This window comes from Pseudomonas antarctica, assembly GCF_900624995.1.
GTDB lineage: Bacteria > Pseudomonadota > Gammaproteobacteria > Pseudomonadales > Pseudomonadaceae > Aquipseudomonas > Aquipseudomonas antarctica.
The window spans coordinates 1-22,740 of record NZ_UYXQ01000061.1; the positions used below are offsets into that span (position 1 = coordinate 1).

Below are 22,740 nucleotides of genomic sequence, written 5' to 3' on the forward strand. Positions count from 1 at the left end.
CCGGTGTGCACGTAATCTGCAGACCCAGCGGGCGACGTGCTGCCGTCGCCTGCGGTCAGCCCACTGCCGTCCTGGCCTGTGTGCGTGCTGCCATAACCCGCTGTTAGCGAGCTTTCTTCTCCAGCGGTTTGCGTGCTGCCGTAGCCGGCGATCAGTGAACTGTCGGAACCAGCGGTGCCCGTGCTGCCGTAGCCTGCGGTGAGATCGCTGCCTTCCTGGGCTGTCTGCGTGCTGCCATAACCCGCTGTCAGCGAGCTTTCTCCTCCGGCAGTTTGAGTACTGCCGTAGCCGGCAATGATGGAACTGTCGGAACCAGAGGTGCCCGTACTGCCGTAACCGGCGGTGAGATCGCTGCCTTCCTGAGCTGTCTGCGTGCTGCCATAACCCGCTGTTAGCGAACTTTCTCCTCCGGCAGTTTGAGTACTGCCATAGCCAGCGATCAGCGAACTGTCGGAACCAGAGGTGCCGGTACTGCCATAGCCTGCGGTGAGATCGCTGCCTTCCTGAGCCGTCTGCGTGCTGCCATAACCCGCTGTTAGCGAGCTTTCTTCTCCAGCGGTTTGAGTGCTGCCGTAGCCGGCAATGATGGAACTGTCGGAACCTGAAGTTCCGGTACTACCGTACCCCGCAATCAGGGTGCTGCTATCTCCAGCGGTTTCAGTACTGCCATAACCGGCGATGAGCTGACTCTGATTTGCGCCCGTGAGCGTACTGCCATAAACAGCTGTCTCTAGCGTTTTTAGAGTCTGATCTGTTGCCGCCGGTGGTCTAAAAGAGTCCTCGTCCATTTCCGGGCGCACTTCAGAAAAAGCAAATGGCTCAACCATATCTGCTGAATATGACGCATAGTTTGAAACGTTACTCGAAATGTACCCTAATGCACTATTTCGTGTTCCGACATGAACCACTTCAGCACGGGGAAATTTAACGCACCCATCTATATCCAGACGAATAATATCGTCAATCGCAACTTCACAAACCACCCATCTAGCATCGGCTTGCATATTTAATTGGGTGCTCGCCCCCTTTCCCCAGAGCAAGCCGGACAGCCCATTCTCGAGCTTTCTCGTAGGCTCCCAAAATTTGCATTCCACAACACCCGATACGGGCCAGATAAGGCCGCAGTGATCGCCCATGTTATTCGAGCAGGTGCGCAAAACTAAAACTTTTACATCGTTCATTTCAACATCCTCGTGATATTTTTACTAAGAAACAGCATCGTCCGCTTATAAAAAATAGCACTTAAAGAACGTGAAATTGCTATTTAAAATTTCATTGAAATACGAACTTAACGCCATTACAAAGCAATAACACTAAGTTCCTTTTCTTATTCAGCCCCCTGTGTCAGCCTATTGTAATTTTATAGGCTACAAATTACAGACTATTGCGATCAGTCACTTTGACTTGAGAGACATAGAGGATCGAAGACCTTATTAAAAAGTCTTCAATAAATTCAATGCTCCGCTTCGACACTAATAAGCTTTTTGCAGACATTGTAGTGGCGACCATAGTAGGCCGCTTTATGACCAGCAATAAATATGGCTTTATTGTTACCTAATATTATATAGAGTGGACCGCTCTCACTTGGGTGCGGGATCGTCTCCTGGTCGCACATCAGAGCGCTAGCGTACTAGAGGAAACGTTGTTACGGGCCCGAGGAGCTAATGGCGAACGACCACTTTTTTCCAACGCGGACGTTTATAATTTTGGAGCGGGTTTCCCAATGCCAAGTGCTACGCTGTTCGCTCCCAGGAGGAACACCAATGCCGAACTCAGATTTGATCCCTTCCCTACTTTCAAAACTCTACGAAAACCAACTCGCCCTTGAGGCCTCCATCATGGAACTCTCGAATTGGGTTGAGCAGCGCGGCTCTGCTGATGTGGCAGAGAACATCCGCGGCGCGCTGCATACAATTGACGAGAACGAAGAGTTCATCAAGCTGACCCTAGCCGTCCTCATGACTCCTGACTGACTGCCTCTCGTCGCCTCAAATCGCGCCAAGGTCAAACCTCGATTACTGTACACATATACAGCATTCGGATTTCCTCAACATGCACCCCATTGACGAAGACACCTCTGCGTGGCTTGGATGCCCTACGCCCCTGGAAATGTACAAGCACCAATGCTCTCTGCTCGAGGATGAACTTACCGAGATACAGGCACTGCTGCGCAGGGCACGGAGGAACATCGCCGGGCTGGTCCAGATGAACGACGCGCTGGTCACCGGCAAGGCCGAGGTGCAGGCAGTCCTTAAGGCCGCTGAGGCGGAAATCAGCGAGCTGAAAGAGAGATGTTCCGAGCCCGCCATCCTGGGCATGAAGCTCGTCGCCGACCAGCGCGATTACCTACTCAGGGAGAATCAGCGGCTACACGACGAACTTAGGAAAGTCACCGAGCCACAGTCCTGATGTAAGTTAGGTATGACCTACGGATCACCAGTTCATGATCGCCAGCTCACCAGTGACGGCGGCTTTGCCCTGTCGCGGGTTTGCGGTGCTGTAGCGGATATCCATCGTCTCCAGCCGGAACCCCTCAAACACCCGCCGGATATCTGGGTGGTCGTTAATGCTGACCATCACCTTGCCCTGGCAGGTCCGCATGAACTCAGCCATTCGCTCGTATTCCTCGAAACCAAACTGGCCACTATACCCAGCCGTCTGCCAGTAAGGCGGGTCCATGTAGTGGAACGTGTGCGGTCGGTCGTACTTCTCGGCGCACTTCAACCAGGGCAGGTTTTCGACGTAGGTTCCGGAAAGGCGCTGCCAGGCCTGCGATAGGTTTTCTTCGATCCGCAGCAGGTTGATAGGCCGGCCCGTGGTCGCCGTGCCAAAGGTTTGCCCAGTTGCCTTGGCGCCGAAAGCGTGGTGCTGGAGGTAGAAGAACCTTGCCGCCCTCTGGATATCCGTGAGGGTTTCAGGAACCGCCATTTTCTGCCATTCGAAGATTTGCCGAGAGCTGAGCGCCCATTTGAACTGACGCACGAACTCCTCGAGGTGGTGCTGGACGACACGGTATAGATTCACTAAGTCGCCGTTGAGGTCGTTCAGTACCTCGACCTTCGCACGCTCCTCTCGCTTGAAGTACAGCGCTGCGCCGCCGGCGAACACTTCGACGTAGCACTCGTGTTCAGGAAACAGCGCCAGCAGGCGTTTCGAGAGGCGACGTTTGCCGCCCATCCATGGAACGATTGGGTTTGTCATTTTGCAATCCTTTGCAAGGTGGGTATTCATTGGGTGTCATGCTAATTTTTTCGACCTTACATGTAGGTCATTGGGCAATGGCTCTCACATACGCCTGACACGCCCGCAACGCGATCAATCCTTGGTCTCCGTCGTCGGTGATACCGATAACTCTTTGAGCATGCGCTGGGTCAAGTCGGGCTCGACGGGCTGCATGAACCACGCCGACGGCGCCGGTGGTGGCAGGCAAGTTGCAGCAACTGGCTGGATCCGTTTCGTCGAGAAGGACTGACAGCCGCAACTCAGCAGTGGAAAGGCTATCGCGCAGAGCAGCCTGATTGCGTTTTTCATCGGAAAGCTCCAAGAAGTGTTTTTGATCGGCGAAGGACGCTCTCTGCTCGACGGCCAGGCGCATGTCACGCTCGGCATTCTGTTGGCGCCAGGCCTCGCTGGTGATTGCGTCCAGATCTTTCTGGTGCGCGGCCCCCTGCCGCGCGAGCTGCTCGGCGAACTTCTTCCCCATGCGCCAGTCCTGAACCTGCCAGGTGCCGCCGGCACTGATCGCCATGGCCAGCAGTATTGCCGACAGGATCTGCCCCGGCGTCATGCCAGCACCTTTTTCGCCCGTTCCCACAGCGCCAGGCGATCCTCAAGGCCGTTTACACCGCCATTGATGCGTCGGGTGATCTTCACGAAATCGCTCGCGTCTGCCAGGGTGTTAAGCCCGTTCGTTGACCAGAACCACGCCGCCGACATCGCGGCGTTCTGGGGTAGTTCCAGCAGTTCCGGCGTGTTGATCAGGTCCAGGCCCAGGGCTTCGGCGCATGCTGCGTAGTTCGCACGGCCGGTGATCTGGATCAGGCCACGGCCACGGTACTTCGAACCGTCCCTCTTAACGGTGTTGCCCAGATCGGCGCGGCCCTCATAGCCGGCCTGCTGTGCGGTGGGTCCCCAGATCTCGCGCACGTAAAGCAACTGACCCGACTCGTGCCCGACCTGGGCAATGAAGGCGGCAGCCCGCGGTGTGCCGACAATCGCGTAACGGTTCATTGCTGTGTTAAGGGCCGGAACAAAAACGCCGGCTTGGCGGCCGGCGTTCGGGAGGATTTGCTGCAACTGCTGCTGGGTGATGGGCATACAGACTCCTGACATGAATAGTCCGCGCACTGCGCGCGTGGGTGGTGCGCGCCGCGACTACGCCAAGCTGACAACCTTGACGGGCTTCGCGGCTTTTTTCGGTTTCTTACCTTTGGCCTTGGCCTTACCCTTTTTGCCGCCGTTGCATTCGACGGTGGTGGACCAGCCGGCTTGGGTGAATGCCTGCTCAACAGAATCCGCCAGGTACTCGCCATCGAGCCCATCCTTAAACCCCTTGGCGATGATTGACCGCTCGGCAAACAGATCCGTACGCCCGGGCATTTCAAGGCGCACGCCGGCTGTCGAACGATTGAACGCAGCCAAACGCGCTTTTGCAGCCGATTCAGCGGCGGTTTTGTTCGGATGAATGTGCCGGTCGGTATGCACTGCCGGCAGGCCGTCGGGAACGTCGTCGTTCTCTAGGGAGACCACCGACAACGTGCCGGTCTTCTTGTCCTGATGTTTGGCCGCTACGGTCTTATGCGCGTTACGGTCGCCTAGGCGGAACTGCCAGCGGCTTACGTCGCTGCGCGTGAGGGTGATCGCGCCAATCACCTTGCCGCTGGCACTCAGCCCCGCCTGGCGCTGCATCACCATCAACTTGCCGTCGCCCACCTTGGCTGTGCAGTCGTACTGCTTGGCCAGGCGCGTGACAAAGCTGAAGTCTGATTCATGCAACTGATCAACCCGGGCGACCTTAGTGGCGATGGTGCAGGCCGGCGTCCAGCCGTTACGGGCGGCGATATCGGAAACGATTTTTGATAGAGACACGTCCTCCCAGCTGCCAAGCCGGATGGATTTTCCAGTGCCCCGCATGTCACTGGCCTTGCCCCGAATAACAATCGTGTCCGGGGGGCCTGAAACCTCGATTTCATCGACCACGTAGCGTCCCAGGCGCGCCAGGGACGTTTCGGCATAGCCCAGGTAGATTTCGATCCCGGCGCCGCGCCTGGGCAGCGTCACCTGGCCGTCACGGTCATCTATGCGCAACTCAAACTCGTCCGACTCCATGCCGGGTTTATCCGTGGTGCGCAACAGCAAAAGCCGATCGTTAATCAGCGACGTGATATCGGAACCGTTCGCGACGATTCTAAATTGTGGAGTCATAGGGCATTGGCCAATAAAAAGCCCGCACTGGGCGGGCTTTAGGGAAAGGAGGCGTTACGCATAACGGAACAAGGTCGCAGCCGATAGAACTGAATCAATCCCACAAGGCCACTTGCTCATCCACTGGGCCAGGCAGATCCGGCAAGACAATCAGCACGCCGGCACGGTAAGGCTGATCCTCATCCGCCAGGCCCTGATTGGCCGCCAACACTGCCTCAACACTGCCCACCAGATGGCCGTAGAAGTTATGGCAAATGGTATCGAGCAGATCCCCGTCAGATGTTCTGCATGTCGTCGCCATAGCGCACAAACTCCAAGGTAAACGCCTGCTTGCGGGGGATACCGCCCTGCATCAGCGCGCTTTGGTCTTCGTCGACGGTCTTCAGGCACCACGTTCCCAACACGACGCCGAAACCCGTGGTCAGGGTCAGCGGCTTGAGCTGTGAGCCAATCGAGCGCAGTGTGTTGAGCTGTTCCAACCCACCCTTAAAGCCTGGGAAAATGTCCCCTTTAAGGGTGATTTTCTCGTCCCCCATCCCCACGGCCTGCTGGGCTGCACGGCGCGTCAGGCGCTCCTGTGAGGCCCAGCGGTATTCGGTCGAGCGGCGCAACGAATCGAAGGCCGCCGTATCAAGGTTGAAGTAATACGGCTGGGCCTTCGGGTCCAGCGGCTGGATGATCAGCAAGTGCGGGAACGGCTTCACCGCCTCTTTCGCCGGCGTTGAATCCGTGGCGAAAGCGCCGGTCGGGAGGATGTTGGCCAACGACGGGTCAATCCTGCCGGCGATTTTGTTAATCGCCGTCGCCGCGCGGCCAGCTTGCTCTTTCAGCGTGCCCAGGCGCTCGTCAATCTGTGACAGCGCACGCGTCGCACGGTTGTAGGTGGCGACCACCTGGCCAGCCTTGGCCTGAGCCGTAGCAATCCCTCGCATGACCCGCTGGAATTTCGCCCCCACCGCAGGGCCAATAAACGGCAGATCCTCCAATTCATTGGCGGCGCCGGTTATTTCGCTGATTGCGCCATTTACCGGCCCAATCATGCCGTCAATACTGCGCCGGCCTTCTTCGCCAGCCGTGGCCAGGTACTTCAGGCCAGACTGTAACTGTGCCAATGACTCCATAGCCTCCCCCTTAAATGTTCGGCGCGTCGTAGAGCTTTCGGTTCTCCAGCTGCTGGGCGATTTCTCGTTGCTGCTGCTCCATCAGCGGCCGCAACTGGGCCAGGACATCGGCCGGGTCTTTCACATCGCCCTGCACCGTCAGCGTGATAGGTGCGTGAATATCCACCTTGGTTTCGATCTTCGCCGGCTGTACTTTTGCAACCACTGCCGTCGCAAGAGGGCCGGCCGCCGCATCGGCGCTGGCCTGGGGCAACATCATGGAACGTGCAGCATCCCCCGGATTAACTGCACCAGGGGCCGCCGGCAACACGCCCTGGCCTGGGTTCGCCAACATCAGCGGCCCTGTGCGCGATGGCTCAAACGACTTAGCGATATCCCCCAACACCGGCGGAATATCCTTACCGGCGTCCTTCATCATCAGCGGCCCAGCCACGGGCATGGTCTTCTTGGTTTCGTCAGTTCCAAACATGAACTTGCCCAGGGCACCGCCCAGGGCGTCACCGCCAAGACTCCCCAGATAGCCACCCACCAGTGTGCCGATGATCGTGCCAATTACCGGCACTGCCGAACCAATCGCGGCCCCAGCGGCCGCACCGGCCAGCGTGCCCGCGAAGCTACCCGCCGCAGCGCCGTAACCTTCGGCTTTTTCGTCCTGGGTCTCGGCGTTGTCGTAGGTGTCTTTGGCCTTAAAGCCGGCGTCAAGGAGCGCCAGAACAGCCGGGCCTTTAAGGCTGGCACCTATCCCACGCCCTGGGCTTCGACCGCCACGCGCGCCCTTACCCTTACCTTTCCCATCCTTACCGCCAGCGTCATCGAGGTCACCCATGCCACCAGAACCGCCCACCGGCATATTGGTAACGATCACCTTTTGAGGGATGTTCGGGTTACCCATCAGCGAGCCCCGGCCCAGGTTAGCCAGGCCTTTGGCGATCTTGAAACCGCTCATAGCGGTCTGAAAGGCAATCACGGCAGCGACGGCGGCGCCGATCCCCGTCACAACCCGGGGCGACTCGTCCGACAGCTTGGCCAGGCCTTGAGAGACGTAGGCCAAGCCATCCGCCACTTTGTCCGTGACCGGCCGGAACGCGTCACCAATGGCGCGCATTGCTTCGTCCATGCCCTGGGCCATTTCGGCCCACTTCTGCGACGACGCTTGCCGGCGTTCCTCAAGGTTTTTATCCAGAATCCCGGTAGCCTCGGCCGAATCCTTCTTGAGCTGGGCGTACAACTCCCGGTTTTGCAGGTAGGCCGTCAACGCACCCTTGACCTGCATATCTGCGAACAGGTCGCCGGTGCGCAAGGCTTGCTCAAGGGATGCAATCATGGCCTTGGCCTTTTCGGGATCAGTCTCCTTGCTGATCTTTGCCGTAGCGGCAACCATGGCGGCGGCCTTCTTTGGGTCCGTCGCGGCGATGTATTTCTGTGCCAACTCAAAGCTGGACTCAAGGGTTGATTTGCCGTGCTGAAGCCCGGTATTCATCGACCCTTGGTAGTCAATGCCGGCGTCCTTGTAGGCCTTGACCGTCTCGCCAGAACCGATTTTCTCCATCCAGTTCTTGAGGTTATTGGCTGCTTCATCGGCACCGCCGGCGGTCTTCATTTGCACTTGAAGCATGGACCCCAGTTGCGCCACCGCATCCATGCCGGTAATGCCGATATTGCCCATTTTCGCCAACAGGTCAGGAAACCAGCGTGCCATGTCGGCCGCTTCAAAGCTGCCCGCCTGCCCCTGATAAGCGATGGCCTCCAGCGCCTTCTGCATCACGGCAGGGTCGGAGATTTTGGCGTTTTGCCCCAGGGCGTTAATCATGCGGGCCGTTTCGCCGCCATCCGAGCCCTGGCCAATAGCAAACTTGGCTGCAACCGGTGCGTATGACAAGGCTTTATCCAGCTCCATGCCCGCCCCGACCAGGGCGTTAACCACCTCAGCCACCTGATTACGGGCCATGCCCGTATCACGCGACGTGCCGATGATCGTTTTCGCCATCTGCGCTTCTTCGGGCTTGTTGGCAATGTTCGACTTGATCGCAATGTCTCGAATGACCGCGCCAAAGTCGGCGCTAACCTTCGTGGGTATCGCCATTGCCGCCGTGGCCGCCGCCGCCTGGCCGATACTGCTGCGCATCTGCTGCTTACCAGCATCAAGCTGCATATGGCCCTTGGCTTTAAGCTCAGCCTTGGCCGCCTCCCGGCCCATGGCGCCATAGGCCTTGGCCAGGTTGCGCACTTCTACGCCCTGGCGGCGCAGCCCATCCAGATTGTTTTCCAGCTTGCGCAACAAGGCCGACGCGCCCTTATCTCCGGCCATGTGCGCCTTTTGCCACTCGTCCCGCAGGCGCATGGTTTCGCCAATGGTCTTTTCCAGCACCCGCGCTTTAGAGCCTTGTTCCTCCAGCTTTTTGATTTTGTTGCTGACGTCCTTAAACGCCGCTCCTACCGTCGAGCTGACGGCCCCGCCAATGACCAGGCCAAGAGCAAGTTTGTTCGCCATGTGCGCGCCCTATACGTCGGGTAGATCAACAGCGGCTCAATCCGTGAGCCACCACACCATCACATCAAAGGGCATAGCCAGGATCTCAGCGGAAGAAAAACCGGTCTCTTTCGCTAAGCGCCTAGCCGTCGCCTTAAGCGTGGCTTCGTTACACGTCGTCTTCTTCAACCAGGCGAAAATAGCCCGCCGAAAGGCGCTTGTAGTCCTTGTATTTGAGGGACAAAAGCTCAGGTTCAGTAGCCGTCAGCAGGCTACAGAACATGTTCATTTCCATTTTCTCGTAGTCGCCGCCACCGGCCGCCTTGGCCGCCATAACGTCCTTAACGCTAGGCGCGCGCATAGTCAGCTTGTCTGTCACGACGCCGTTGAAATTGACGGGGTGATTGAGCGTTACGGTAACGCCCTCGGCTGTCAGGGAAAGCCACTTCGGCAGCGGTGCAGCCAGATTTACGTCAGTCATGTTCTTAATCCTTAAAGGCCCAGGGCCACGCGGTCTTCCGCAAGTTGATCCACACCGTTGATCACTTGGATCATGTTGAGTACGTCGATTTCGTACATCACGCGGCCGTCGATTTCGAGCTTGTAATAGGTGACCGCCATAGCATGCTTAATTTCGGACTTTTTGCCCGCTTCCAGGTCGCCCATATCGACCTCTTTGAGCGCCCCGCGCAGCGTGACCTTGACGGGCTTGGCTCGGCCCTTCTGGTCTTTGAACGAGGCACGAAACACCACGTTGCAAGCGGTTCTGTCTGCCAGGCCGAAGAACTTCAGCGACTCTTTGCGCACGCCGTTGGTAACCCACGACGCTTCCATTTTTTCCAGGCCGGTAGGGAGGTCTACCGAACCACTCATGCCGCCGCCACGGTATTCCTCGGTTTTCTCGGTAACCTTTGGAGGGGTCATGGTCGGCACGTCGCCGGAAAAGCTCACGCCATCAAGGAACATGACGCACTGGCTCAAAATTTCAGGAATCATTGCTGGGCCCTCTTAGGCTGCTTCAAGCACTTCGATCAGCCAATCATTGGTGACTTCGATCAGAAAATTAGGGTTCTCGGCGGGCGGCACATCGGTGAAGCGAATGCGCCAAAAAACCTTGCCCTGTTCCAACTGGCTGGCCGTGTTCAATTCGGTGTCCGCGTAGACTTCGAAGTTGATCACTGCTCCGGCGTTCTTCTGGTCGCTCATGAAGGCTTGAAGCCCTTCGGTTACGTCAGAGACATAGGTTTTAGTGATCGAGCGGTCCACCGCCCACTTGTGCCCCGCCTGGATCGCATCCATGAGGATGTCGCAGGTACGAACACGGGTGACAAAGGACCACTTGGCATCGGCCGAACAGGTACGGTTGCCCCACAGGCGGTAACCGCCATCGCGAATAATCGTGGTGATGTTCGCGTTATTGAGCAGGTTGGCCCGGCACGTCGGATCACCGTCCAAATACTCCACCGGCCGCGTAGTGCCGGTAATGCCTACAAACTCTTTGTTGGACGGCGACGCCCAGTAGCCGTACTCAGCATCGGTCCAGGCAAACAGGCCCGCGACCCATGCCGAGCCCGGCGCGTTCACCGTGGCGCTTTCTACGGTGTCCCAATACTGCACACCCGGATCTACCAAATAGATACGCTTGCTACCGAAGTTCAGCGCGTATTCCATGACGGCTTCGTCAGTGGTGTTTGGACCATCGACAATGGCAATTGCCCGCAGCTTGCCGGCCAAGGCATCCATGGCGGTGGCCACCGCCTGGGTGGCCGAGTGCCCCGGGGCAATCAGCAGCTTGGGCTGGGCGTTGTGCCGGCTCTTGCCGTCTAACAGCGCCTGCAAGCCCGTACGGTGCCCATCGACCAATACGCCACCAATGATGGCGGACGTTTGCAAAGCGGCTTCAGCAAGCTTAGGGACGCCAACGCCGACGATTACCGCCTTAGCCCGTACAAAGATTGCCTTGCACGCGTTGGTGATTGCCGAATCAGGCCCCCAGGCGGCAATAGCTTCGCGCTCGGTCGTGATTAACTTCAGCTCGCCGGCCTTGGCAGTGCCGCCGCCGAGAACGCCCGGCGTGAAGGTGTCACATAGGCCAATGATCGAGGACGACGGGAGCGAGATGGTGCGTGCCCCGGTGTCGATCAGTGAGGTGGTGATGCCGTGAAAGAAACTCATAAAGCTCAATCTCCAGAAACGAGAAAGCCCCGCATAAGCGAGGCCGTGGGGGAGTGTTCGTTGTTACGCGTAACGAAAATGACAACGCCCCGTCAGTGCGGGACGTTTAGGTCAACTCTGTCAGGCGGTCGAAAGCTGCTAAAGATCAGGCTTGTCGGGCCATACGGGTGACGCCGCAGCAAGATCTACGGATCTCAGTTCGCGGCAGTAGGCCTGCCATGCCTTGGCGTTGGCGGTTTCTTCGTCCGTCGCGTCACCCAACTGCAAGGACATCAAAAGGGGCGTCATAGCCTGGGAAGCAGATTTGAGCAGTGCCTCCTGCCAATCCGCATTCACGGCGATTTTTTCCTCTGGTGAAGGAGGGGGAAAAGGGTACTTTTTTATCTCCCCGTTGGCACTGCGCGACCAAACTCCATCATTTTCTTGTATGGTCCTGAGCCATAGTTCCTCGCTTACGGAGGAGACATTTTGCGGCAGAGGTTTCTCTACATCCGCGTTCATTGGAAGTCTAGTCAGCAGCGTTCCATCATCATTAAACACAATATAAAAGCCAGTCATATCACCATCCCCACGCCCATACGAAAGCCGGCCCTACAGCAGCCGTTTGAATACCGATCGCAAGGCCGACGCTAGCCTGCGAAGGAGCAATGGAAACCTCTATAGGACCTTGACTGGTGCCTATTTGGGTCCCGATTACGCCTGCACATTTTGCAGGAAACCCTAACGGGAAGTTCCACGTATAAGTTGTGTTAGTGCTCAGGGTTGGTGTTTTTGTCCACTGCAAAATAAAACCACCGAGAAAGTCCGGTAACTTTATATAACCCGTATCTCCTTTAACAATTTGGAACCCCAATACGGAATATGCTTTAGTTGCAAGATACGCAACCGAACCGTTTAAGTGCTGCATATACGGATCGGTAGTGACATCGCCGCCGCCGGTAAACCCTACGTTATTGCATCGATCACCGTTAATTTTTGACGCTGGATTGAAGTTCCCCGCGTGCCAAAGGACATGCGCGGCAGCGCCCATCGACCAGCCACCAACCTTCCATTGATTGTCTGTATCAAGGCCAATATAGGCCGCAAAGGCCCCAACACGATGAAATGCGATAACGGCGGAAGCATCCTTATTTCCCCCGTTATCGACCATGACTGAGCCGGTGTTACCTACAATTGTCGAAATCATTCCGGCATTGTTCGAACTAAAGCTGAGGTTGGAGTACGCGGGAAGACTCTGACCACCCTTAATAAATTGTTCCAGCGAACTGTTCACCTCGGACTTGGTATAGGCATCGGCAATGCCGTAGCCGCCCAGGGTGGTGGCCTTACCAGCCTTGCCCGCTAAAGCGTTAGTCACCGACGTAGCAAAGTTAGGGTCATTACCCAGAGCAGTGGCAAGCTCGCTGAGCGTGTCTAGTGCCGCCGGTGACGAATTCACGACGGCCGATATTGCCTGCTGGATCGCAGAAGTCGCCTCGGGCTTTGTGAAGGCGTCGGTAATGCCGTAGCCGCCCAGGGTTGTGGCCTTACCAGCCTTGCCCGCTAAAGCGTTAGTCACCGACGTAGCAAAGTTAGGGTCATTACCCAGAGCAGTGGCAAGCTCACTGAGCGTGTCTAGTGCTGCCGGTGAAGAATTCACGAGGCCCGATATTGCCTGCTGGATCGCAGAAGTCGCCTCGGGCTTGGTGAAGGCGTCGGTAATGCCATAGCCTGAAAGTGTCGTCGGGTTCGTGCCCGCAATAACACGACCGTTCTTATCCACGGTCAAGCTGCGATACGTCCCGGCTAAGACGCCCGTGCGGCCTGCCACCGCTTCAAAAGTCAAAGCGGTAGTGCCCAGATTAATCGGCGCATCCGTTACCAACTGCCAAACACTGTCGCCGTGGGCTGTGCCCTTCTCAACACTGACAAACAGCCCGGGGGTCACCTCGACACTGGCGTCTGCATCCTGCGCGCGCCTCCAGGCGCCGCCAGCAGGTACGACGTAGATACCATTTTCTTTAGCCTGGGTTTGGTCTTTCACCAGCACCCGGGCATCCGCCGGCAACAACACACCGTCGACCGTCTGAATCCCGCTCAAGACGATGTTTGCCGTGGTGGCCACCAACACCGAATGTTTAAAATCGAGCTTGGCCAAGGCCTCGATAATCTGCAGGTCCACGTATTCGCGGGTCGCCAGTACCACTGACGGGTCAATCTTCAGAACAATGTTGGCCGTACTCGCGACGATGAAATTCATCCGAATAACTTGGGTTTTACCGGTGCCTTGAGCAAGCAAAGCTTTGAAGCTAGGCGCACAGTTGGCCACCGCTACCATGTCGCCATCTGCGTCATAGAGCGCTAACTCGCGAATCCACCTACCACCCACATCAGGCGGGATAACCTGTTCTGTGATGATGATGTTCGGGTTAGCAGGATCAGGCCGAACCTGATTGAGCGGCGCCCGGCGCCACTCGTTAATCAGCTTCGTTTGGGCGCGATTGGGGATAGGGTCCGTGCCGTTGGCATCGCCCACGCCCATCTGCGAAAACGTCCAAGACAAGCCAAGGGCCGTGGCGTTTGCCTGCTTAGCCTCACCCACAGCAGTGAGGATGGCGAAGAACTGACTGTTCTGATCAATCATGGGTACACGTCCAGGGTGTCAATTTCATCAATACACATGACCAGGCCATAGGAGCCGGTCACCTCAATATCACGGGGGGATGGCGGGTAAACGTCGATCACCTCGCCCTCACTCACGCAGGCGCCGATTTGTATGTAACCGGTAGACTCCAGGCTGATCGCAAGCCCGGTCATGTGCCGACTGACAGGCTTGGCGTCATCAATGAGCCGGGTCAGCTCCTCATACATTTCCTCGGTAATGCCGGTGTCCAACACGCCAACTTTCAGCGCGAAGGTTCCCGGCACGCCTTCCGGCACCGTCTGCCACCACTCCATGACCTCGATCAGGTAGCCCAGCGGCTCAACCACCCGGCGTAGGGCGCCAATCGTGCCCTTGTGCTTATGGATGTAATAAGAGGCTTTGATAGCGGCGCGCTTGGTCGCCTCTGACCACCGATGATCCCAACGGTCTACCGACCAAGCCCACGCAAGGTGCAACAGCAAATGAGGCGGACAGGTATCGGCGTTGTAGAGGGTGCGCAGCGGCACAATGGTTTTTTCGAAGAACGCCGCCTCCATGGCCCGTTCCAGTTGCGTGCTGTTGCTGGGCAGGAGGCTTTTCATATCTGACCGGCCAATTTCACTTTAAAGCCCGTGCAGAACGCCGCCTGATGCGGCCCCGGCATGAGGTCAACCCATTCAGGCAGCTCGACACGCGAAACGCCGGGTACGTGCAGCTGGGCGTCCACAGCTGAGCGCGAAACCACAACGCCCAGCCGCTTGCGCGGATTGATCCAGCTGGCCAAGCGGCTTTGTGCACTGGCCAAAGCGGCGTCACCTTCTGGCCCGGCGCTGTTCATGTGCAAAATCGCGTCAACACGATAGTGGAGAATCTGTGCGCCCTGGACCGTTACCCGATCCCCTAAAGGCCGCACGTCATCGTCATTCAGGGCTTTAGCAACAGTGGCCAACAGCTCAGGCGTTGCCGCGCCATCGCCTTCTGTACTCAGCACCGTTACGGTAACGCTCGCCGGCGCTGGGCTTTCGGCCGTGGCATCCCGCACCAAGCCAGAAGCGTTACGCGCATGCAGGATGTAGCTATTACGTGGACCTGCCGTAGTAAGGCCCTCGTAAGACAACTGGATGCGCTCGCGAAACGAATCATCATCCTCAAGAACTTGCGGCACCGGCGGCACCGCCAACAGGTTCTCGGGCTGGATCACCAGGCGTTTCAGATTGACGTTTGCGCCGAGCTGATCGAGGTCACCTTTTATCGCATGGGCCAACAGCTGGGCCTTGCAAGCATCGTTAACCCGGGCTCGGTTCCCTACTTTGATATAGGCCCCAACCTCTAGTACTTTGGTGACCGGATCGCTTTCTAACGCGGCGTTCCAGTTGTCGCCCATGTAGCTGCGAAAAGCTGCCAGCCCTTCGTCGTAAACCTCTTCAAAGTCCAGGGGCTCCAGCACATCCGGCGCCGGCAACGCCGACAGGTCAACGATGCTCATACGCTTAACTCCCAGACAAAGCTGTCGCCTAAATACTCGCCGGCAACACGTAGGTTAATTTTCCCGTCCAGCAATGACAGGGCCGTCACCCGCTCGAGCTTGAGACGCGGCTCCCAGCGGCCCAAGGCTCTAGCCGCTTCGGCCTGAACCGCACTTTTCCACCCGGCGTTAATGGGCAAGTCAACAAACAGTGGGAGCTTGCTGCCGTACTCCGGCCGGTGCCGGCGACTGCCCAGGCGCGTACTTAAGATGTCGCCGACGGACTGCCGCAAATGCTCAATGCCGGATATGGGTTGGCCTGTGTGGCGATCCATTCCGATCACTTGAATCACCCCTCCAGGGCGGAAAACTCAACGCTGCCCGCCAGGAAGCTCAAGGCCTCGTTGTCGGTGTCCGGCACTTCCACTTGCCCCTTGGCCACGGGGTAGGTGCGAGAAGTCCCCGGAACAACGACCGTGCGCGACGTGTACACAAGATCGCGGAACGTTCGCCGCACCGGCGCCGACACCGCTTGTTCCTCGGTCACAGGCTTTTCAGTTGACTTAGCCATACTTTCCTCCAGGCATGAAAAAGCCCGCACTAGGCGGGCCGTTGGGTAGTTGTGGTTAATGCTTATGGTGATTGTCGCTATTACCGGCGGCCAGAATATCGGCGTCACCGGTGATGCTTTGCGTTACGTGTAACGGGCCGTCGATCTCAACCGCACCAGTAAACGCAATCTGTGCTGACCTGACCGTCAGCGCCCCGGGGGTTAACCCGACCTCACTGTCGCCAACCTTGGCCGTTACCGCGTTATCCGTAACGGTGACGGTGGTAGTGCCAACTTTGATTGTTACCGTTCCGGTTGGCAGCGTGATGGTGTAGGTGTTCGCCTCCCAGTCATAGATCAGCGACCCGCCATCATCAAACCGCCAAACCTCCACATGGTCGCGGTTATCCGGCGCTGCGCCGGCGTTGCCGTAAAGCCCAGGAATAAACGTACCCATCCCCGCCTGGCCGCTGGGATTGAACAGCAACCCCTGTTCGCCAAGGCTCGGCGCTCTCCAGTGCCGCGCTTTACCGGCCGCCAGGCTGTGCCAGCGCACCCAGGCGCTAGTCCACTCGCCATTGCCAACACGCACAGCCGGCGCCGTCAGATCCACACCGACTACCACGCAAGGCATGAGCATGGCGGCGATCATGCGGTCATGTTCGGCACTGGCGTAGCTCACGGCGGATCTCCGGCCGGGAAAAACTCGTCCTTGGTATCGTCGTTGATTCCGAGCATCAACGAACCAGGCGGCTCATTAGGCCAAGGCCACGTCAGTTCGCCAACCTCGAAAGGCTGAATCCACTGCACCGACCACATAACAAACTGCTCCAGATCAAGCGTCGGGGCTTCTGGCTGGGCGTGCACTTGCTCCGGCGGGCCGGTGACAAACTCCAAGCCCCAAAACTGATCTTTAAGCACCGTTGTCAGCTGGGCCGCCAGAATTGCGGCCTGCAACGAAGCTTTAGGGCGATCCGCTTCAATCAGAATGCAGGACTGAAAACGGCCGATTAACGCCGTCTTGCCTTCGCCACGGTCCGTGCCCAGCGTCATATCCGTGATGCCGTACAGCAACGCCGGCGTTTTGACCTCGGCGCCCAGTTCTGGGAACTGCTCAACGTGCAAGACGCTGGGCATTCGCTCGCTGATGATGCGTGTTATCGCGTCATGTAATGTCGTCAGTTCGCTCATTGGATACGCTCAACACTAGCTCGATCATGCCGGAACCGTCAGGCTTCGGACGCACAACCTTGTAGCGGCCGCCGCCCAGCAAGGTCGACAGCTCAATGGTTAGGAAGTCACCTTTCTTGACGCCTCGCACGTCGACTACACGGGCCGTCAGCGTGGGTTCTAAAACCTCATCGGCGTTGATTGCCCCGCCCAACCGCAGAGCACCGCCCTTGCCGCCGCCGATTTCGGCACCGACAAAGGGAGAGGCAAACGCGCCGTAAATGGTGCGCCCATCGGCCAGAGTCACCGGATCACCAAGACGCCCAACCAACAGGGCGTCCATCCGATCAGCCAAAGCCCGAAAGTCGCCGCCCATTACTGGATCAACAGCGCTTCAGCGAAGCCGCCGGCGGCATCGGCCAGCAGCTTGCCGAACGGCACAGAGTCGGCCGTGCCGTCAGCCACCAGGCCGCCCGCCAACAAGCCGACCTTGGCGCCAACCTTCAGGGCCCCGGTGCTTGGCAGCAGCCACGAGCCGCCGAGAACACCGGTGAACGGCTGCCCCTTCGCCGCGTCCTCCAACGGCACCACCACCAGGGCGCCAAGTGCAATAGGCACGCCGCTGGAAACGCCACCAGTAGGGGCAATAAACGCGCGCTGCATGCCAGCGCCTTGATAATTCTTAGCCATCGTTCAAATCTCCAGAACGCAGAAACGACAAACCCCGCACAGGGCGGGGCTTTCCAAGTACTTCGGTTTTTACTTGCCAGCGGCGCTGTACAGGCCTCGGAAGTCCGAAGGGGCAACACCAGCGTCGATACGCACCTTGCTGGCCACGCCGTCAACGCTGAAGCCGTTTTGCTGCTCGACGTATGGAGTGTCAATGCCATTGAGGTAAGCGACCTCGATGGTGTCGCTACCCTGCTTAGCAGCCATGTACCAGGCCGTTGCCGAGGCGTCATCAAGACGCGGTTCGCCAATCACTTTGGCAAAGCCGCGAATCGGGTTAATGATTCCAGAGTTAACATCGGCGCCAGGCACCGAAGCGGAATTGATCAGCTGATTGGCTTTGTCTTCCAGTGCAACCGGCGTCAACACGTAGGCCGGGCGAATGTTCAACGTACGGGCTCTGCCACCATCAACCTGTGTTTTCTGCGACGCCATCGCCGTCTTGCCGGCGATCATGCTGGCAATGGACAACTCAGACCCAGGACCGGCCGCGTTGTTTTTACGCGAAGAATCGAACAGCGACTTACCGTCCCGCATCTTCGGCGGGCTGGTCAGTACCGCGTAGACCAAATCACCGATGGTCGCGCGGGCCGCCTGGCCCATCTTGTAAGGCACGTCACTCAACAACGAAAGGTCGTCGTTGATGATCGCCTGACGGGTGATTGAAAACAGCTCGCCGTAGGTGGCCAACGTGATTGGTTCGCCACGGTCACTGAGGGTGATGTGCTTGTATTCTGCACCTGGGCGCACTTCACGCAAGCTTGGGAACTCACCCAGGCCGACGCGCGACGACGTTTTGAAGTCGCTCAACTGGCCTTTTTTGGTCCAGAGCTGGAACGTCTCTGGCGCTTCCTCCCAGCCCGAAAGGACCGACTTACCAGCGATATCCAGCAGAATTTGTCCGAAGTCGCTGGAACCGTGAGTGAACGCCATGCCAACCATCTGCATAGGGTTGAGGGTGGCCACCAGAATGCCGCGCTCGGTCAGGGAAGCGCGGGCCAGCTCGCGCATGCTCATGTGATTGAGGCCGTTGCTGGCCTCAATTGCGGCGATGCCGATTCGCGCTTCCAGAGAAGCCCGCACCGAGTCGCCCACCAGATTGCCGTTGGAGATGTGACCGTGCATGCCTGGCACGCTGGAAGGGGTAGCGGCCTCGCCCAGCTTGGCCAACAGCTGCGCCCGGGCACTTTCAACGGTGCACGTCATATCAGTTACGCAGGCCTGCAACAGCTCGGGATGGGCAGTCGCAAAACTGCCGAAAGCGGCATTGATACCGGTACGGCGCGCGCCTTCTTCGGCAAGAACCTGTGCACGAATCTGATCCGGCGTCAGAGTGGCAACGGGAGCAGGTGCAGGAGCGGGGGCCGGCGCCGGTGCTGGCACTTGGTTACGCGGGTTCATCAGGGTGTTAAAAGCTTCTGGCGGCATGTGTTCAAACTCCTGCATGCGTTTCGATTTGAGTTGTGCGGCAGCCACCAGGGGGTCAATCAACTGATCAGCAAAGCCGGCTGCCACCGCCTCGCTGCCATCCATCCATGTTTCATCCTTCAGCAGCGCGTGAATTTCTTCCGCGCTTTTGCCGGTCTTGCTGACGTAGGCCTGCACCAACGTGCCTTCAACCTTGTCGAGCAAGTCGGCATAGCGGCGCATGTCTTCCGCGTCACCGCCCTGGGCGCCCCAGGGCTTGTGGATCATCATCATGGCATTGGTCGGCATGTAGACCTTATCGCCCGCCATGGCGATAACGCTGGCCATGGAAGCCGCCAGGCCGTCGATGTACACATCTACGCGGGCCGGGTGGGCCTTGAGGGTGTTGTAGATCGCCATGCCGGCGAACACATCACCACCCGGCGAGTGAATGCGCAGATTGATCTGTGACACTTCACCGCACGCCGCCAGATCCTGGGCAAATTGCTTGGCGGTAATGCCCCACCCGCCGATCTCGTCATAAAGCAGAATTTCGACACTGCCACGCGCCATGGCGCGCATTGAGTACCAACTTTCAACTGGCTGATTTGCCGCTGTAATCACAGCCGAAACCGACGACTGAACAGAAGCCCGCGGTATCATCAGGGGCGGCGCTTTAGGCCTTCTTTTTGTCGCTTGATAGGTCTGCATTGAGGGTCACTCTCCCGTAGAACTGGTGATAGGCATCAGAGCTGAATACCAGCCCTTTCTCCCGGTTGCTTTTGACTTCCGCCTCACGCGAACGCTTAAGCTCTTGCGGGTTACGACCGCGTGCGCGCGCCACTTCGGCCTCATCGGCAAAACCACCCTTAACCAGCGCATCCCAGGCATTAGCCTCGTGCACCGGGTTGATCCAGGGCATCACAGGGCCTTGATAAACAGCGCTGTAAACCGAACTCATGTTTACATCGCCGGGCGGCACAAGGACGCCGCTGACCAACGCCATTTCGACGAAGGCCCGGTAAACCTTGCGCGACCAGTAGTCGATAAATTCGTGTTGCAGCAGGTCGTAACCCAGCTGCGACTCCACCAGTTCCTGACGCTGGGCCGAATAGGTACCCGTGTAGCTGCGCGTTGCCGTGGAGTAGCCAATGCGCGTGCCAGCTGCAACCGCGCGCAGCTGGCCATTGCGGAAGCTCTCCACAAACTGGCTGGGCCGGTTGCTTTCGATCATTCCGACGTCTTCGCCGGGTAGCAGCCCGTCGAACACCATGCCTGGGGCAATCGGAATGCTTCGGGCACCGGTGGCCTGGCCGTCCTTGCCGGCAGTCGTAGGCGCAACCACGTAGTCTTCGGTTGAGCCCTTCTTGATGAACATCGCCAGGGCTGCGCTGATACGGGCTGCTACGCGCTCGCTTTCCTCGTAGTCCTTGATATCCGCCAAGCGCGTCAATACAGCGTGCAGCAGGGGCTGGCCTCGGTTTTGCCCAATCCGCTTTCGATAAGCGATGTGCAACATCCGGTCGGCCGAAACAAACTTGGTGTCCGCCGAAAGGCTGAAGCCCAAGGCACTGCCCGGATGACGCTTCAGCAGGTTGTAGTCGAGGACACGGCGCCAGGCGTCCCGCGTAATGCCTTGGCAAATGCCGCTAGCCTCATCGTTGTAGCTCCAGGGCAGATAATCCGGCTCCAGAAGCTCCAGCGAGAAAGGCACTTTGTGCAGGTGCTTGAAATTCGGCACCTTGCCCAGCAGTTGCTGGGCCAGCATTTCCCCATCACGCAACCAGGTGCGGCACACCAGGCGTTCCATTTGCGCCCGGGTCAACTCCCCCGACGTTTCCGGCCGCAAGGACCACTCCGCCCACAGGTCTTTAATCTGCGCCGCGAACGCCAAGTGAATGTTGCCCGCATGGTCCAGCGGTAGCGGCTCCACCGCTATACCTGTACCGCCCACCACCCGTTCTTCCAGCCGGTCAAAAATACCTGTCACTAGGTCGTGGTCTTCGTCCAACTTTCGCGCCTGGCCGCGCAATGACTCCGCATCACGCTGCAAGGAGCTGTCTGCGCTTCGCGTTTGCCGTTCCGCTTTGTGCGTTCGGGTCATCCTGGCCGCCTCAAAAGCTTGAATGCCGCTACGTGCAGCAAGGCGGCGCAGACCAACCCCAGGGGCAACCGCCGCAATGCAGCGGTCGAAGAAGTTCAACGAAAGTCAGCCAGGGCATAACCCGGACTGCCTTGATGCGCGGCGCGTTGAGCGCTAACGCGGCGCTCCCATTCGCGCCGCCCTGCTTGGATTTGCGGCAGTTCGGCCATGGTGTGGGTGCGACCATTAAAAATGGTCGTTTTGCCCAGCAGAATGGCGGCCTCTGCCTCCATGTACTTGTCCAGCATCTCCTGCGCGTTTATAGCCATCCGTTACTTTCCACGTTGTGCCAGTCGCCAGGGGCGTCGGCTTGAGTTGTTGGGGGCTCAGGCCGCGCCGACTCAATCGGCGGCTCTGATTGTTCTGGCTCGTCCACGTCGGGCACTTCCGGCACCTCCCAGGTGCCCGAGGACGGCACGAACTGGGCTTCTAAAGCGAGCTGGTCCAGATCCAGGCCGAACCGCTCCTGGCTGATCCGCAGGGCGGCCAGCGCGTACACGAAACAGTCGAGGGCTTCGTTGCGGCGTTTTCCGTTGGTCCAGCGCTGTACCCGGCGGCCTTTGGAAACCACCCATTCCTTGCGCTCGCTGGTCAGCTGCTTCATTTCGTCTTCGTCACACACCAGCTCGTTAAGGGGCAGGTGGATACACTCAGGCACCGGACGATCACCGTCCGGTTCGATTTTTAGGCGGCTATAGATCAGCTCTTTGGCGTTGTCTGTGCCTACCTCAGTGAGGTAAACCCGGTCGCCCTTGGTCTTTTTCTTCGGGAATGTGGCAATTTTCTTGCCGTAGGTCGCGGCGCCGAACACCGGGATAACCCAAGTAACACCGTGCTTTTTGCTTTCCTTACGCACTTCGTCCGAGTAGTGACCGCCCGAGTCCCAGCACCAGCGCTCTACACGCATCAGCGTGCCGTCTTCGCGGGTGAACTGGCGGCGGATTTCCTGGCCCACCTTCTTGCGCAGCTCAACGCTTGCAGGGTCTCCGGTCAGCACCCAGCGGTGAATCAACCACGCTTCCTCACCGGCGCCGAAGGCCCATACACGGCCCTCATATCGGTCATCCTGTGTGTCGACACCACCGAACAGTGCTACGCCCCGCGCGGGCACTTTCAGGTAGTTGCTGCGCCGTTTGGCCAGCACTTCCCACTCCAGCTTCTCGCCTTGGTCTTCTTCCCAGGCTTCGCCCAGGGTGGTGTTAATGAACGTCTTGAGCTTGCCCCGATCTTTACCGACCTTCAGCCACTCGCTGACAACCGACGCCCAGGTGACGAACTCCGAATACACGGTCCAGATGTGAAAGGTGACGGAACGCGGCGTAGTGATTGGCTGATCATCAGCCGAAAACCACTCCATGCCGTCTCGAGTCCAAATGCCTTGGCGCTCGCAGATGTGCCGCCCAGTAACCGCCGACCTACTCATTCAGTGGTCATAAAAATAGCAACCTGTCCACAACCCGCCC

Annotated in this window: 25 protein-coding genes and 2 pseudogenes; 2 read left to right on the forward strand and 25 right to left on the reverse strand. The window is 58.3% G+C overall.

Annotated features, from left to right (window positions below; all coding sequences use genetic code 11):
* A pseudogene (locus E0F99_RS20850) lies at positions 1 to 1,004 on the reverse strand (hypothetical protein); the annotation flags it as partial.
* Between the two features lie 759 nt (positions 1,005 to 1,763).
* On the opposite strand from E0F99_RS20850, the gene E0F99_RS20855 reads away from it, so the two are divergent.
* Together E0F99_RS20855 and E0F99_RS20860 are read left to right on the forward strand one after the other, a co-directional pair.
* On the forward strand, positions 1,764 to 1,973 hold the full coding sequence (locus tag E0F99_RS20855; protein ID WP_083358828.1) for a hypothetical protein: 210 nt from the start codon (positions 1,764 to 1,766) through the stop codon (positions 1,971 to 1,973).
* A 79-nt stretch (positions 1,974 to 2,052) separates the two neighbouring features.
* Entirely contained in the window at positions 2,053 to 2,409 is a 357-nt protein-coding gene (locus E0F99_RS20860; RefSeq protein WP_083358829.1) for a hypothetical protein, read from the forward strand.
* A 24-nt stretch (positions 2,410 to 2,433) separates the two neighbouring features.
* On the opposite strand, the gene E0F99_RS20865 is transcribed toward E0F99_RS20860, so the two are convergent.
* From E0F99_RS20865 to E0F99_RS20980, 24 genes and pseudogenes are all read right to left on the reverse strand, one after another.
* A complete protein-coding gene (locus E0F99_RS20865) occupies positions 2,434 to 3,201 on the reverse strand; it encodes a DNA adenine methylase (protein WP_083358830.1) in 768 nt (255 codons plus the stop codon).
* Positions 3,202 to 3,268: 67 nt separating this feature from the next.
* Positions 3,269 to 3,787 (reverse strand): lysis system spanin subunit, encoded by a 519-nt coding sequence (locus E0F99_RS20870; RefSeq protein ID WP_083358831.1) that lies wholly within the window; start codon positions 3,785 to 3,787, stop codon positions 3,269 to 3,271.
* Complete coding sequence (locus E0F99_RS20875; RefSeq protein WP_083358832.1) at positions 3,784 to 4,317, reverse strand: glycoside hydrolase family 19 protein; 534 nt, start codon at positions 4,315 to 4,317, stop codon at positions 3,784 to 3,786. The genes E0F99_RS20870 and E0F99_RS20875 overlap by 4 nt, the downstream gene beginning before the upstream one ends.
* Before the next feature lie 57 nt (positions 4,318 to 4,374).
* A complete protein-coding gene (locus E0F99_RS20880) occupies positions 4,375 to 5,424 on the reverse strand; it encodes a phage late control D family protein (protein WP_083358833.1) in 1,050 nt (349 codons plus the stop codon).
* Between the two features lie 94 nt (positions 5,425 to 5,518).
* Positions 5,519 to 5,725: a tail protein X gene (locus E0F99_RS20885; RefSeq protein WP_083358834.1), complete on the reverse strand. Its 207-nt coding sequence runs from the start codon at positions 5,723 to 5,725 to the stop codon at positions 5,519 to 5,521.
* Positions 5,700 to 6,545, reverse strand: a complete 846-nt coding sequence (locus E0F99_RS20890; protein WP_083358835.1) for a phage tail protein — start codon at positions 6,543 to 6,545, stop codon at positions 5,700 to 5,702. The genes E0F99_RS20885 and E0F99_RS20890 overlap by 26 nt, the downstream gene beginning before the upstream one ends.
* A 10-nt stretch (positions 6,546 to 6,555) precedes the next feature.
* A complete protein-coding gene (locus tag E0F99_RS20895; protein WP_083358836.1) occupies positions 6,556 to 9,036 on the reverse strand; it encodes a phage tail tape measure protein in 2,481 nt (826 codons plus the stop codon).
* Positions 9,037 to 9,184: 148 nt separating this feature from the next.
* A complete protein-coding gene (locus E0F99_RS20900; RefSeq protein WP_083358837.1) occupies positions 9,185 to 9,496 on the reverse strand; it encodes a phage tail assembly protein in 312 nt (103 codons plus the stop codon).
* An 11-nt stretch (positions 9,497 to 9,507) separates the two neighbouring features.
* Entirely contained in the window at positions 9,508 to 10,011 is a 504-nt protein-coding gene (locus tag E0F99_RS20905; protein WP_083358838.1) for a phage major tail tube protein, read from the reverse strand.
* A gap of 12 nt (positions 10,012 to 10,023) precedes the next feature.
* Positions 10,024 to 11,190, reverse strand: coding sequence for a phage tail sheath subtilisin-like domain-containing protein (locus E0F99_RS20910; RefSeq protein WP_083358839.1), 1,167 nt, complete (start codon positions 11,188 to 11,190; stop codon positions 10,024 to 10,026).
* Positions 11,191 to 11,328: 138 nt separating this feature from the next.
* Positions 11,329 to 11,748: a tail fiber assembly protein gene (locus tag E0F99_RS20915; RefSeq protein ID WP_083358840.1), complete on the reverse strand. Its 420-nt coding sequence runs from the start codon at positions 11,746 to 11,748 to the stop codon at positions 11,329 to 11,331.
* Between the two features lies 1 nt (position 11,749).
* Positions 11,750 to 13,813 (reverse strand): phage tail protein, encoded by a 2,064-nt coding sequence (locus tag E0F99_RS31225; RefSeq protein ID WP_083358841.1) that lies wholly within the window; start codon positions 13,811 to 13,813, stop codon positions 11,750 to 11,752.
* On the reverse strand, positions 13,810 to 14,415 hold the full coding sequence (locus tag E0F99_RS20925; protein WP_083358842.1) for a phage tail protein I: 606 nt from the start codon (positions 14,413 to 14,415) through the stop codon (positions 13,810 to 13,812). Before E0F99_RS20925 ends, E0F99_RS31225 begins: the two co-directional genes overlap by 4 nt.
* Positions 14,412 to 15,299, reverse strand: coding sequence for a baseplate assembly protein (locus E0F99_RS20930; protein ID WP_083358843.1), 888 nt, complete (start codon positions 15,297 to 15,299; stop codon positions 14,412 to 14,414). Before E0F99_RS20930 ends, E0F99_RS20925 begins: the two co-directional genes overlap by 4 nt.
* Positions 15,296 to 15,622 (reverse strand): GPW/gp25 family protein, encoded by a 327-nt coding sequence (locus E0F99_RS20935; RefSeq protein ID WP_083360445.1) that lies wholly within the window; start codon positions 15,620 to 15,622, stop codon positions 15,296 to 15,298. The genes E0F99_RS20930 and E0F99_RS20935 overlap by 4 nt, the downstream gene beginning before the upstream one ends.
* A 5-nt stretch (positions 15,623 to 15,627) precedes the next feature.
* Positions 15,628 to 15,849, reverse strand: a complete 222-nt coding sequence (locus E0F99_RS20940; RefSeq protein ID WP_083358844.1) for a hypothetical protein — start codon at positions 15,847 to 15,849, stop codon at positions 15,628 to 15,630.
* 55 nt (positions 15,850 to 15,904) lie between these two features.
* Positions 15,905 to 16,510, reverse strand: coding sequence for a phage baseplate assembly protein V (locus E0F99_RS20945; protein WP_083358845.1), 606 nt, complete (start codon positions 16,508 to 16,510; stop codon positions 15,905 to 15,907).
* Complete coding sequence (locus tag E0F99_RS20950; protein ID WP_232000079.1) at positions 16,507 to 17,019, reverse strand: hypothetical protein; 513 nt, start codon at positions 17,017 to 17,019, stop codon at positions 16,507 to 16,509. Before E0F99_RS20950 ends, E0F99_RS20945 begins: the two co-directional genes overlap by 4 nt.
* Positions 16,994 to 17,374, reverse strand: coding sequence for a head-tail joining protein (locus E0F99_RS20955; protein WP_083358847.1), 381 nt, complete (start codon positions 17,372 to 17,374; stop codon positions 16,994 to 16,996). The genes E0F99_RS20950 and E0F99_RS20955 overlap by 26 nt, the downstream gene beginning before the upstream one ends.
* Positions 17,374 to 17,688 carry a DUF2190 family protein gene (locus E0F99_RS20960; RefSeq protein WP_083358848.1) on the reverse strand — a complete coding sequence of 105 codons (315 nt, stop codon included), beginning with the start codon at positions 17,686 to 17,688 and terminating at the stop codon, positions 17,374 to 17,376. Before E0F99_RS20960 ends, E0F99_RS20955 begins: the two co-directional genes overlap by 1 nt.
* A 69-nt stretch (positions 17,689 to 17,757) precedes the next feature.
* Positions 17,758 to 19,716, reverse strand: coding sequence for a ClpP-like prohead protease/major capsid protein fusion protein (locus E0F99_RS20965; protein ID WP_232000081.1), 1,959 nt, complete (start codon positions 19,714 to 19,716; stop codon positions 17,758 to 17,760).
* Between the two features lie 94 nt (positions 19,717 to 19,810).
* Entirely contained in the window at positions 19,811 to 21,337 is a 1,527-nt protein-coding gene (locus tag E0F99_RS20970; protein ID WP_083358850.1) for a phage portal protein, read from the reverse strand.
* Positions 21,334 to 21,546 (reverse strand): primosomal replication protein PriB/PriC domain protein, encoded by a 213-nt coding sequence (locus E0F99_RS20975; RefSeq protein ID WP_083358851.1) that lies wholly within the window; start codon positions 21,544 to 21,546, stop codon positions 21,334 to 21,336. The genes E0F99_RS20970 and E0F99_RS20975 overlap by 4 nt, the downstream gene beginning before the upstream one ends.
* Positions 21,537 to 22,679 (reverse strand): annotated as a pseudogene (locus E0F99_RS20980) (terminase gpA endonuclease subunit); the annotation flags it as partial. The gene E0F99_RS20975 and the pseudogene E0F99_RS20980, both read right to left, overlap by 10 nt.
* Between the last annotated feature and the right edge of the window lie 61 nt (positions 22,680 to 22,740).